The sequence below is a fragment of the Winogradskyella sp. genome, assembly GCF_028289625.1.
Classification (GTDB): Bacteria; Bacteroidota; Bacteroidia; order Flavobacteriales; family Flavobacteriaceae; genus Winogradskyella.
Map to the genome: position 1 here is coordinate 31,032 of NZ_JANQOM010000084.1, position 12,839 is coordinate 43,870.

General features: G+C 35.6%; 13 protein-coding genes and 1 other RNA gene. 7 read left to right on the top strand and 7 right to left on the bottom strand.

The features are described from left to right. Nucleotides 1-5: 5 nt before the first annotated feature. The 3 genes from Q0992_RS15685 to Q0992_RS15695 are packed head-to-tail and all read right to left on the bottom strand — an operon-like array spanning nt 6 to nt 977. On the bottom strand, nt 6-278 hold the full coding sequence (locus tag Q0992_RS15685; protein ID WP_299526638.1) for a CD225/dispanin family protein: 273 nt from the start codon (nt 276-278) through the stop codon (nt 6-8). Nucleotides 279-320: 42 nt separating this feature from the next. Next, the gene (locus Q0992_RS15690; RefSeq protein WP_299526640.1) at nt 321-683 is read right to left on the bottom strand and encodes a CCC motif membrane protein; all 363 of its coding nucleotides are present in this window, start codon (nt 681-683) and stop codon (nt 321-323) included. A gap of 3 nt (nt 684-686) precedes the next feature. Continuing rightward, nucleotides 687-977, bottom strand: a complete 291-nt coding sequence (locus tag Q0992_RS15695) for a DUF2752 domain-containing protein (RefSeq protein WP_299526642.1) — start codon at nt 975-977, stop codon at nt 687-689. 80 nt (nt 978-1,057) lie between these two features. Here Q0992_RS15695 and Q0992_RS15700 point away from each other — a divergent pair, with 80 nt between their 5' ends. Both Q0992_RS15700 and Q0992_RS15705 read left to right on the top strand, forming a co-directional pair. Further along, nucleotides 1,058-1,276 carry a hypothetical protein gene (locus tag Q0992_RS15700; RefSeq protein WP_299526644.1) on the top strand — a complete coding sequence of 73 codons (219 nt, stop codon included), beginning with the start codon at nt 1,058-1,060 and terminating at the stop codon, nt 1,274-1,276. Continuing rightward, on the top strand, nt 1,266-1,823 hold the full coding sequence (locus Q0992_RS15705; RefSeq protein ID WP_299526646.1) for a Smr/MutS family protein: 558 nt from the start codon (nt 1,266-1,268) through the stop codon (nt 1,821-1,823). Before Q0992_RS15700 ends, Q0992_RS15705 begins: the two co-directional genes overlap by 11 nt. Here Q0992_RS15705 and Q0992_RS15710 read toward each other — a convergent pair. Next, nucleotides 1,820-2,755, bottom strand: a complete 936-nt coding sequence (locus Q0992_RS15710) for a hypothetical protein (protein ID WP_299526647.1) — start codon at nt 2,753-2,755, stop codon at nt 1,820-1,822. The genes Q0992_RS15705 and Q0992_RS15710 overlap by 4 nt on opposite strands. 87 nt (nt 2,756-2,842) lie before the next feature. Between Q0992_RS15710 and Q0992_RS15715 the strand changes: the two genes are divergently transcribed. Next, a complete protein-coding gene (locus Q0992_RS15715; protein WP_299526649.1) occupies nt 2,843-3,988 on the top strand; it encodes a cysteine desulfurase family protein in 1,146 nt (381 codons plus the stop codon). Here the strand turns inward: Q0992_RS15715 and Q0992_RS15720 are convergent. The 3 genes from Q0992_RS15720 to Q0992_RS15730 all read right to left on the bottom strand — a co-directional run bounded on the left by Q0992_RS15720 (nt 3,978) and on the right by Q0992_RS15730 (nt 10,133). Continuing rightward, complete coding sequence (locus Q0992_RS15720) at nt 3,978-5,816, bottom strand: T9SS type A sorting domain-containing protein (RefSeq protein WP_299526651.1); 1,839 nt, start codon at nt 5,814-5,816, stop codon at nt 3,978-3,980. The two genes, Q0992_RS15715 and Q0992_RS15720, sit on opposite strands and share 11 nt — an antisense overlap. 154 nt (nt 5,817-5,970) lie before the next feature. Beyond that, nucleotides 5,971-8,418: a carboxypeptidase-like regulatory domain-containing protein gene (locus Q0992_RS15725; RefSeq protein ID WP_299526715.1), complete on the bottom strand. Its 2,448-nt coding sequence runs from the start codon at nt 8,416-8,418 to the stop codon at nt 5,971-5,973. Between the two features lie 29 nt (nt 8,419-8,447). Further along, the gene (locus tag Q0992_RS15730) at nt 8,448-10,133 is read right to left on the bottom strand and encodes a M23 family metallopeptidase (RefSeq protein ID WP_299526653.1); all 1,686 of its coding nucleotides are present in this window, start codon (nt 10,131-10,133) and stop codon (nt 8,448-8,450) included. A gap of 177 nt (nt 10,134-10,310) precedes the next feature. Between Q0992_RS15730 and Q0992_RS15735 the strand changes: the two genes are divergently transcribed. From Q0992_RS15735 to rny, 4 genes are all read left to right on the top strand, one after another. Then, nucleotides 10,311-10,601, top strand: a complete 291-nt coding sequence (locus Q0992_RS15735; protein ID WP_299526655.1) for a hypothetical protein — start codon at nt 10,311-10,313, stop codon at nt 10,599-10,601. 18 nt (nt 10,602-10,619) lie between these two features. Then, complete coding sequence (locus Q0992_RS15740) at nt 10,620-10,907, top strand: cell division protein ZapA (protein ID WP_299526657.1); 288 nt, start codon at nt 10,620-10,622, stop codon at nt 10,905-10,907. A 60-nt stretch (nt 10,908-10,967) separates the two neighbouring features. After that, nucleotides 10,968-11,075, top strand: a non-coding RNA gene (ssrS, locus tag Q0992_RS15745) — 6S RNA. Between the two features lie 56 nt (nt 11,076-11,131). Then, complete coding sequence (gene rny, locus Q0992_RS15750; RefSeq protein WP_299526659.1) at nt 11,132-12,709, top strand: ribonuclease Y; 1,578 nt, start codon at nt 11,132-11,134, stop codon at nt 12,707-12,709. Nucleotides 12,710-12,839 lie beyond the last annotated feature (130 nt).

Genomic DNA, 12,839 nt, shown 5'->3' on the forward strand with positions numbered 1-12,839 from the left:
TTGTTTTAGAACCCACCAGATGCTGCTCCTAGAAAAGCTAAGCCAAAAAATGCGACATAAACAATCCATACAACGGCAGCAGCTACAACCGAAACAATGCCCCAGGTCTTAGCATTCTTTGAAGCTCGCTCGGCTTTGTCGTAATCTCCCATATCGTAGGCACTATTCACTTGTGTAGAGTAAACAATACTTACAATACCAGCTGGGAGACAGCATAGAATTGTAGAAATAATAGCTAGTGCTAAATAATTGGGTGGTCTCGTTGGTTTTGCTTCCATAATTTTTGTTGGTTAGTTAAACTTAAATATTAATTATTTTGGTTATCTACAGCCCGCTTTTTCAGCAGCTTCATAAATTTGTTGCATAGATTCTTCAGGAACGTTAGGGTTGTCTTCAAACATTCCTATGTACCAATCAAAGAAGGCACACGGATCAATTATAGTCCAAATAATAAATGCTAGTCCAATGAATGATATAAATAATGATATAATTGCAAACGTCCTTGCTCTTTTCATGGCTGAACCGTTGCTGTAGTCTTCAGGATTAGCATTGTATTTCTTCAGTTCTTTACTAGCAATTACAATAGCTATAATCGCAGTAACAGTACCTAGACCATAGACGCAACAACATAATATTCCCATGATGGATAAAATGTATACTGGTGTGGTGTTGAGTTTTTGCATGAATTAAAATTTTAAAATATAATTAGTAACGATAGTGATCAATGTCAAGGCTGCTAAACCAAACTTTATTCTTTCACTGTGCTTTACTTTAAAATAGTTGTCAAAAATAAGAAAAACAAAAAGAAATATCACAGGATATATAGCAGGATACATATAAAAAGCGGCTACAAACTCACCTTTTAAGATTAGTACAATTGATCGTTGCATACCACAGCCCAAGCAATCTACACCAATAGTTTTTTTTATCAAACATGGTAGCATATATTCTTCTATTCCTTCTGCTGGTAAGTACATAATGCTAATTTAAGGATTAGATGCATACAAACACTTTTATAATTACTGTAAATCTTATTTTTGTATAAAATACCAACACTATGAGTATTTCTAGAACCATTAACTTTGTTTGTATCGTTGTAGGAGGGATGATAGCCATTTATGCACAAGCTGAGGCCCGACAGAACACCTATTTATTAATTGGTGGCATCGTACTACTTATGCTTGGCGTATATAGAACATCGCGGAATATTCCAAGCAAGTATGATAAGCAAGAGGAGGAAACATTTTCTGAAAATGAAGAGTTAGATGAAGATTAAGGTAGGTGATATTGTAGAGACTATTGATGATGCTATAACTGGTGTAGTGAGAAAAATATCAAAAGACTCAATTACACTTGAGACTTCAGATGGATTTGAATTTCAGTTTGATAAAAATGAACTTATGCTTGCAACGTCTAAAAATACTTTAGAAGATGCAATTTATGATGTGGATATTGAATCTGTGAGAAGAGAGAAAGAAACTACAAAACGAAAACCTTCATTAACAATAAAACACAAGGAACGCCATACACCAAAGTTTGAAGTGGATTTACATATCCATCAGCTAACCGACTCTACCAAAGGAATGACTAGTTTTGATATGCTCAACTTACAACTTAATACCGCAAGACAGCAACTGGAATTTGCTATTAGAAAGCGCATTCCAAAAATGGTGTTTATCCACGGAGTAGGTGAAGGAGTCTTAAGACAAGAACTGGAAACCTTACTAGGAAGGTATAATAATATTATATTTTATGATGCCGATTATAAAACCTATGGTCTTGGTGCCACTGAGGTTAGAATCTTTCAGAATATAGAACCTTAATCATCATTGGAGGTTGTTATGGTTTGATTTGGACTTGCAAAAGTGCCAAAGTCTATTACAGTCGCATCTATAATATCTAACCCAATATTTTCTAATCTAAAACTAGTACTGATAGATCGTATATAACTATTATCGATGAAACCAGAATCCGGAAAAGCCTCCATAGCTGTAGGGTGGTTATATAAATACCTAAAAACACCCATACCATTTTCATCAACTACCTCATCGTCAATTCCTCTTGGGTTTTTATCACCATCAACATCTTCTAATCGTGTTAAGATGCCATCACCATCATCATCGTCGTCTAAATAGTCTGGCATACCATCATTATCTGTATCCAACGGATTGGTAATTGGGTTGTCATCACCATCTGTATTTTCAGTATCTAGTTCCTCACTAGTTAAAACATTATCATTGTCATCATCCTGATCTAAATAGTTGGGAATGCCATCGTTATCAGTATCATCATCCTCTAAATTTCCATTTCCATTTATATCTTCATCAGCACTTGGTATCCCATCATTATCATCATCAACAATAGTAACGTCAATTATTACTTGTCCACTATTGGTTTCATAATCTTCTATCAGCCTTAAATTAGGATCTGTTAACTCATTACACAAAACACCATCGGGAAGCGTATTGCTATAAGTCCTATAATTGAATCGAATACCAGTTGTTGTTCCTATCTCTAAGGTGTCTTCGTCTTCTTCGCTTAATTCACCAAAAACATAATCAAACTCTGGTTTTGGTAAGGTAAGTATAAGTGCTTCATTGGGATCATCTCTGGTATCGTATATAAGGTATACATCTTCAAAATTATCACATCTGTTTAGATCTTTGTCAAAATCTAGAGTAATGTTAATGATATCACCATCATCACAAGAAGTTAAAAGTAATAGTAGGAATAATACGTAAAATCGACGAAGCATGGGCATACAGTTTTAGCAAAAATAAATGATTTGTAAAATTATAACGAAGCATTATCCAAATAATTTTATTTGCAATATTTTTGCAGGATGAAGCAAGTTTATTTAGATAATGCGGCTACGACAGCCTTGCGACCTGAAGTTATTGATCGAATGACTGAGGTTTTAAAGTACCACTTTGGGAATGCATCTTCTACACATAGTTTTGGGCGTACTTCCAAAGCATTGTTAGAACAGTGTCGAAAAAATATAGCTAATTATTTGAATGTATCTGCTTCAGAAATTGTATTTACGTCTGGAGGTACTGAGGCTGATAACTTAGCATTGCGAAGTGCGGTAAGGGATTTAGGATGTAATGAGATAATCACTTCTAAAATTGAGCATCATGCCGTTTTGCATACCGCAGAACAACTACAGAACGAGTATGGGATAAAACTCAGTTTTGTAAATCTAGATGACTGCGGCATGGTTGACTATGATCATTTAGAGTTCCTATTAAATGATGCCGATAAACCTATCGTAAGCTTAATGCATATTAATAACGAGATAGGAAATATTCTAGATATTAAACGCGTAGCTAACCTTTGTGATACATACGATGCGTTATTTCATTCAGATTGTGTTCAGTCCGTTGGACACTTTGAATTGGATTTAAAAGAAATACCATTACATTTTTTAGCGGCAAGTGCCCATAAGTTCCATGGACCAAAAGGTGTCGGATTTTGTTATGTTAGAAAAGAATCGGGATTAAAGCCCTTAATTTTTGGTGGTGAGCAAGAGCGAGGTTATAGAGCTGGAACAGAAGCCATCCATAATATTGTAGGTATGGATGAAGCCTTAAAAGTAGCTTATGAAAATCTAGATGAAGAGCGGGAGCATATCTCAAAAATTAAGGCTTACTTCATTAAAAAGCTAAAGGAGAATATATCTAATGTTAGCTTTAATGGTGGATGTGACGATTCAATTAAAAGCACTTACACTTTAGTGAATGTAGGCCTGCCAATTGCACCAGAGAAAGCGCCTATGTTACAATTTCAACTCGATTTAAAAGGGATAGCCTGTTCTAGAGGAAGTGCATGCCAAAGTGGAAGCAGTCAACAATCGCACGTACTTTCCGCCATATTGGATTATGAAAAATTAAAGCAACCTTCTGTACGCTTCTCATTCAGTATTTTTAACACAAGAGAAGAAATAGATTATGTGGTGGATGTGCTTAAAGACTTTGTTAGTGTTTAACAATAATCTTTTCGGATTTTATGGTATTAGCGTTTGAGCTTACATTTACAATATACACACCTTCACTTAAGTCTGCTGTTGATAACGAATAGCGATTTAAGATTGAGTCATAAAGACCATCGAGAATTTGCTTACCGGCCACATCAAAGACTTCAATGGATTTAACGTCTAATCCCTTTGGGTTGATAATATGTAATTGTTGACTGTCATTGTTTTGGCGGATGCTTAGGTCATTAACGTCTAAATCGTCAATACTTAGCACTTCACTTTCAGCAAATACAATTTCAAAACGATTTGTATAATTACCAGGTTCGATATTCAATTCGTAATCTTGGTTTCTTAAATTAACATAGAGTGCATTTTCAATATCATGAATATAGATGCCTTGAGAATCCTCAAAATTCTGAATGTCAAAAATTCTAAAGCGTAAAGGTTGCTGTTCTTCGATGTCTATGACTAAAGGTATTGTTAAAGCTTCTTCAAAAGGATAAGCTTGACCACAATAATCTTTATTTTCTAAATTAAAATAGGCATCAGAGGCATAACCCTGAGCACGTTTTAATTCTAAGCCTCTATCATAACCCAATGTAGCAGTATCATGAAAGTTAAGAACCAATTGCCTAGTATATTGACTATTACCAACTGTAAAATCAACATTAACCCTGAATCTTTTATAATCGTCTGGAACTATGGATAGACCATTGTCTTGATATTGGATTTGGTCAGTATTAGAATCCATTTGCATACCATTGTTAGTCAATGTAGTTCTAAAGAAAAAGCTATCAGTACCTTCTTTAATATAGTCTCTGTGGGAATTTTTAACAGTGACAATACCGTTAGGTCCGGCAATTCCCTCTACCATAAATCCTTGACCAACCGGAACGTATCGTCCAGCTATTTTTGTGCCTTCAGCTTGAGCGGACATTGGTGGAGGTGTAAAAACTGGAGTCGAATTGTCTTGTTCGTCATAAGTAAAAAACAATGCAAAGTTGAAAGTCTCCATAGTGCCAGCGGCATCTATTGTGTAAGTTGCATAACCACCGATGTAATCTTGTAATACATGAGACGCCACTGTTCCATTTTGCTCCCAATAAAAAAGCGTTCCGTCTATTTCGTTAATATTTAGAGGGTCATGAATGAAATCCCGTGCATCCAAAGCACTTGGATAAGGGTTGCCAATCAGTGTAAAATCTCCATCGGATACTGGGTTGGTAATGGTGCCATTGTTTGGTTTACCTCTAAAGTCGTATAACTGACTACCAGTGGTACCTGTACCATTACCTTTCATAGTAAATCCTAAACCTGGGGAAATTGCACCAGTAGATCCAACATAAACCCAATCTGCATAAGAAGAAGAGGTTTGATATGTCCATAACCAACGATCGGATATTGTTAAAGGACTCGCAATTCCATCGAAAGCACTTGTAAATAATGCTGGAACTGAGGTTATAGGATCTGTCACGTCATTCAATAATTCAACTCTACTATCCTCATTACCATTAGTAGCCGAATTGTTTCCTACTGGCGAACACCAATAATTATAACTCCACTGATTTACATTGCCTGTTTGATATATACTTAACCGACCTTCTCCCGAATTTCCTGTAGTACCAGAACCTTGTAATAATTGCGCTTCATTACGTAAATAAATATGGCTATTGGTGTCTAGGTTAATATCATCTGTAACAAATAGTGGTGCCACATTTGGTCCTGGTGTAAAACCCGTACCGTCAACATAAATATAACTACCACTACTTACAAATAAATCAGATTGTGCGAAAGCTAGACTGAAAGATAGCAATAGGCATGTGATGAGGGAGTATTTCATGCTTTATAAATTTATAACTATAGCTTAAGCGGGGTAACCTAAAGTGAATTAGACAATTACAAATTTAGAAATTTTATTGAATGCTAAAAGGTCATACAACGAGGATTTAGGTTGTTACACTAAAAACTCACTTTTTTATAGTGTTCGGTAAAAACTAAAATTTAGCAGATAACCTTACATTAAAAACACGTGGCGTTAAAAAGTTTGGTATAGCAAACTGACGTTGCGTATACACATCTCTTACCCAGGTGTTGGTAATTGTATTTTGGTTATTGAACATGTTGTAAATCTCAAAGCCAATGGATAGTTCCTCAAAAGCTTTCTTCCATTTCGATTTATAGGTCTTATTTGGGTTTACAAGCTCTAAGGAAATCCCTAAGTCAGCACGTCTGTAATCCCTTAACCGTATCTGAAAATCATAAGGATCGGCATAACTTGGCGACCCACCAGGGACACCTGTATTGTAAACAAGGTTGAGATACATCTTTAAGTCTGGCATATTGGGCACATAATCCTGAAATAATGCACCAAACTTTAAACGCTGATCTGTTGGTCTTGAAATATAACCACGGTTATCAATATTCTCTTCGGTCTTAAGATACCCAAAACTAAACCAGGATTCTGTGCCAGGTACAAACTCGCCATTGAGTCGCATATCCAATCCATAGGCATAAGCTTCGGCATTATTTCTGGCTCTGTAGCGAATCCTTACATTTTCAATGGTATATGGATTAACGTCTGTTAATCCTTTGTAATAAGCTTCGGTAACTAATTTAAAAGGTCTGTCCCAAATTTCGAAACTGTATTCGTTACCCAGAACAATATGGAATGACTTCTGTGCTTTAACATTGGGTTGTACCACACCAGATGAATCCCTAAGCTCTCTGTAAAATGGTGGTTGATAGTAAAGTCCACCAGCAACTCTAAAGAGCATGTCTTTGTCCCAATCAGGTTTAATGGCAAACTGGGCTCTGGGACTAAATACCGTTTGCGTATTACTTTCTATAGTTTCACCACTAATGGTCCAGTTATGTGCTCTAACACCAATATTATAAAACACTTCATTATTTCCCCATTCGGTTCGTTTACTGTATTGAGCAAAAGCTTGGAAGCGATCGATTTTTACTTTATTAAGTGCCCTAATATTTTGAAATGCTGTAAGCGGACCTTCAAACGGTTCGTAAGGTTGTTCGTTTGGAAGACTGAAATTTGGTGGACGGATAGAGAATCCTGCGGAATCAATGATTTCGTATTCTACCAATCGGTCCCTAATGTCTTCGTGGGTGTACTTTACCGACCATTCTACAGTGGACTCTTTATCAATTTTATAGTCTCCACGATGTTCAGCATTAACGATAAGGGCGTCTAAATCATTTCTGGCATGTAGTAGCTGAGAACCTATACCTTCACTAAATTCAACCTCTCCCAAGTTCTCATCTCCTATGTTGGTATTGACTTCACCCAAACGGTATTGGGCAAAAATATCGAAGTATTCTTGTTCGGTGGTGTGATAGGCAGAGCCAATAACCTTAAGTGTCAAATTATCGTTAACAAAGTAGTTGGCTTTAAACGCTCCAAAATAGGTGGTATATTCATCTTCTTCATTCCCTTCATAAAATACCAAAAGCGCAACAGGCTCTTGAAGTGTGCCAAAATTGGTCTGTCGATTTTCTGGTTGAAAGTTATATTGGTTTAATGAAATATTGCCAAGGAAATTTAAATGAAATTTATCTGAGAAGCGATAGGTCAGATAAGTCTGTGCGTCCGCAAAAACCGGTTCAACATTACCTTCAGTTTCAAGGTTATTTAATATTAAGCTGTTGTCTCTATAGCGCACACCAGCTATTCCAGAGAATTTTCCATTTTTTGAAACTGTTTCGGCAGCAATACTTCCGCCTAATAAACTTAGATCAGTCCTAATGCCAAAGCTTACAGGATTTCGGTAGGTGATGTCTAAAACCGATGACAGTTTATCTCCAAATTTTGCTTGAAAACCACCTGCCGAAAAATCAACATTTTGTACCAAATCCGTATTTACGAAGCTTAAACCTTCTTGATTTCCCGAACGTATTAAAAATGGTCTGTATACTTCAATTTCGTTAACATAAACCAAGTTTTCATCAAAATTCCCTCCACGTACCGAATATTGCGTACTCAATTCGTTTGAGATATTTACGCCTGGTAGCGTCTTAAGAATATTTTCCACACCTGGTTGTGCTCCTTTTATAGTCCTAATCATTTGAGGTGAAATAGATGTTACACCCTCAACTGATTGTCTGGTGTTAGAGTTAATAACAACGGTGGCTATTTGCTCCACTTCAACGAGCATTACCGGATTATATTCTAATTCCTGACCATTCTTTAAATTAAATTTCACTACAACACGCATATGACCAATATGTGTGAATTCTATGGTGACTTCAGTATCGGAAGGAATTCTTAATTCGTAAAACCCATTCTCGTTACTTGCAGTGCCTTCACCAGTACTAGCTTTAATATTTACATTTTCAATTGGGTTATTGCTTTCATTTAAAATAACACCTCTGATTTTAGCAGATTGTGAAAAGGAAAGCCCACTTAGAAGTAGGCAAAGCAGAACCATAAAATATAAACGTTTCAAATAATTGAGTTTTATTTTCTAAAAAATGTTGCCTCAAATGTAGAACTATTTCCAACATTATCGGTAACAATTATCTTTAAATCGTTCTTTGTGTCTTTAACGATATTATCATTAAAATCGTGCACAAGTGTTTTTGTTTTATAATCGTACTCCATTAAAATCCATTTACCATTTACCGTTGCCCTGTATTTGCTAATTCCAGAGAGGTCGTCATCTATTTTTACCTTTAAGTAGCGGTATTTACTTAACCATTTTTTGTTCTGAAAATTAATAGGTTTTATAGTTGGCGCTATAGTATCCATGGCTAGGGTATAGGTGCCAAGAGTTTTGCTCCCCGCACTTAGAATATGTCCTTTACGTTTGGTTGAGACGTAACTTGGCTTTTTGTAATAGCCATATAATCGGGCAATGAATACCTTGTCTAAGTGCTCTGACTTATAATTACTTAAATCATAATTGATATAGAAATTTTTTTGAAGCGGAATATTGTCCGTATGTAAATGAAGCGTATCTGAGTTAACCTTAAAATCAACTAATACATCATCATAAACGGTATTTTCATAAAAATTCACTTTTATATTTCCAGCCTTAAGTTCTGAAGATTCATTAGTGTAGATAACAGACTTATCAGAATGGTCTTCGATATCCTTTTTAAGCTTTTCGTATTTTCCAGTAATGGGTATATTTACCCAAGTCTCATTGCCCTCGTAGTCGCGTATTCTAACTTTATAGACTGATGATGTACTATCTTCTATTCTAAGGTAACCATTATCATAGGCATCTTTATAGAGACTTAAAGGGTTGTTTTTTTCGATAAATAGTTTTTGGATTCTGGACTTATTTTCCTTGAAATAGCCATAATCGATTAATCGCTTAATATGTTTGGATTCATCAAAACTGAATCTTTTAAAGTCTATTTCTAAACTTTTATTTCCATTGAAAAATGTTTGAATATTGCTTACGCCATTGTTATTTGGAGCCAAGTCTTGCTTATCGTAAGATGTAATACCGAAACCTATATTACCATAGGCTGTAATTTTTTCAACTTCATAACTGCCACTTTTTTGAGGAATTAATCGAAGCGGAACTCTCTCACTTTTACCATTTATTACAGCATCATTATCTTTAGGATAGGCATATACTGCTGACACAAAGGGTGGCTTAGTGTCTTTGGCTCTAATCCCAAAAATCATTGGATTCATAGGCCGCTCTTGATTATCTCTAATCTCAAAGTGTAAATGTGGACCACCAGAACTTCCTGTATTTCCTGAATAGGCTATAACCTCATTAGGTGCAATCATAAGTTCTTCCGACCCAGGAAAAACTTCTACTTCGAAGCTTTCCTTTTCGTACTGGCATTCTTTAATGTACTTTTCTAATCGTTCAGAAAATTTTTGAAGGTGCCCATACACTGTTGTGTACCCATTAGGATGAGTAATATACAGAGCCTTTCCATAGCCATAATGGGATATCTTTATTCTGCTTATATAGCCTTCGGCTGATGCGTATACCTTAAGGCCTTGTCTTTGTTGCGTTTTAAAGTCTATACCAGCATGAAAATGTGAAGAACGTAGTTCTCCAAAAGTACCGGATAGTACCAAAGTAATATCTAATGGATTTTTAAAATAGTCCTGCGGATACTCAGATTGAGCAAATGTAGAATAAGTAATTAATAAAAGAATCAGGAACTTTTTCATATTGAGTACTAGATAGCTAAAATATCAATTTGATTAAAATTTGCAAACCTAAAATTTGTATTATTTTTCTGAACGTTTTAATTCTTCTAATGTTATGCTAAACAAAAATAATTGTAAAAGAATTGTGTTTTTTCATTTGGTATATTAACTTTGTTTCGATAGTATTGAATTACTTTAATGAGTAAAATAGAAGACATTGTTGATGCTCTAGAGAATAAAATCAGTAAGGTTTTACACAAGCAAGAGGTCTTAAGGCAAACCAATGCCAAGCTCTCCGAACAACTAGAAAAGCAACAAAAAAAGCTTTTGGAGCAACAGGAGGAAATTGCTTCTTGGGCCGAGAAATATGAAACACTCAAGATTGCAAATTCAATGCTTGGTAGTGACGAAAATAAACGAGAAACTAAGCTCAAAATAAATGCACTTATAAGAGATATTGACCACTGTATAGGTCAACTCTCAGAATAAAGTTGTAAATTAGACTAAATGTCAAATCAATTAAAAATCAAGCTTTCCATTGCCAATAGGGTTTATCCTTTGACGATTAACCCAAAGCAAGAAGAAGGATTGCGTAAAGCCACAAAGAAAATTGAGGATATGATTGGACAATTTGAGCAAAATTATTCTGTTAGGGATAAGCAAGATGTTTTGGCGATGTGTGCCCTACAGTTTGCAGCTCAAGTAGAGCAAAAGTCAATAGATAAACAATATGTTAATGAAGAAGTTCATCAGAAGTTAGAAGCTTTGAACGATCTTCTTAGCAAGCATATTTAACTCGTACGTTCTTTAAAATACAAAAAGGTTACTGCCTACATTAGTTATATTTTTTGATAAACTCAACGTTAATTCTTTAAAAAGGGTGAGTTGAAATTGTAAAAGCAAGCCATCTTAGAATGGATCCTTGATCAGTTTGTTAGCCCTAAACTTGTTTTTAAGGAGTTTATACAGAATCCAAAACTGATGTAGGCTTTTTTTATATACTAAACTAAATAACTAAAATGGACACTAATACAATTTTATATATTATAGGCGGATTAGTATTGGGATTAATATTAGGTTATATTATTGCCAAATCTCTTGAGAAAGGAAAAGCATCCAAACTTATTGCCAATGCTGAGAGTGAGTCGAAATCTATATTAAAACAAGCAAAAACAGATGCCGAATCACTAAAAAAGGATAAAATTCTTCAAGCTAAGGAAAAGTTTATTGAGCTTAAGGCTGAGCATGAAAAAGTGATTTTATCGAGAGATAAGAAAATGGCTGAAGCCGAAAAACGAATTAGAGATAAGGAATCTCAAGTTTCCAATGAACTTGCGAAAGCAAAAAAGGCAAATCAATCCTTAGAAGACAAAGTAAAACATTATGACTTCAGGTTAGAATTTTTAGAAAAGAAAAAAGATGAAGTAGAAAAAGCACATAAAAGTCAGATAAAACAATTAGAGGTAATATCCCAATTATCTGCAGAAGAAGCCAAGGAACAATTGGTAGAATCACTTAAAGAAGAAGCGAAAACTGATGCTATGGCTTTTGTACAAGAACGGTTAGAAGAAGCAAAATTAACCGCTCAACAAGAGGCCAAGAAAATCATAATAAATACAATACAGCGCATAGGAACCGAAGAGGCCATTGATAATTGTGTGTCGGTTTTTAATATCGAATCCGATGATGTTAAAGGAAGAATTATCGGTAGGGAAGGTCGGAATATCAGAGCCATTGAGGCTGCCACGGGAGTAGAAATTATTGTTGATGATACACCAGAAGCTATTATTTTATCTTGTTTTGATTCTGTGAGACGCGAAATAGCACGTTTGTCACTCCATAGATTAGTCACAGATGGAAGAATCCATCCTGCTCGTATTGAGGAAGTGGTTAGAAAAACTACTAAACAAATTGAACAGGAGATTATTGAGGTTGGTAAGCGTACCGTCATTGATTTGGGAATTCATGGTTTACATCCAGAATTGATTAAAATGGTTGGGCGAATGAAATACCGCTCATCTTATGGACAAAACCTACTGCAACACTCTAGAGAGGTAGCAAAGCTTTGTGGCGTGATGGCAGCAGAGCTTGGGTTAAATCCAAAACTAGCTAAACGTGCTGGATTATTGCATGATATAGGTAAGGTTCCATCTTCAGAAACTGATGTGGAAACACCACACGCAATTCTTGGAATGCAATGGGCAGAAAAGCACGGTGAAAAACCTGAGGTGTGCAATGCAATAGGAGCACACCATGATGAGATAGAGATGACGACATTATTGTCACCAATTATACAAGTTTGTGATGCCATATCCGGTGCTCGACCAGGAGCAAGGCGTCAAGTTCTGGATTCTTACATACAGCGATTGAAGGACTTGGAGAACGTTGCCTTTGGATTTAATGGTGTAAAGAAGGCTTACGCGATTCAAGCAGGTAGAGAGTTACGTGTCATTGTAGAAAGTGAAAAAGTTTCTGATGACAAAGCGGCTAGTCTTTCTTTCGAAATCTCGCAGAAAATCCAAACAGATATGACCTATCCAGGACAAGTAAAAGTTACTGTAATTAGGGAAACAAGAGCAGTCAATATTGCTAAATAGTATTTTTGTTAGGTGTTAGGTGTTAGGTGTTAGGTGTTAGGTGTTAGGTGTTAGGTGTTAGGTGTTAGGTTGTTGATAATTCTATAAGTTTAGGTTTTTTCAGTATACGAGCTTGTTTAAGCTTCACTAA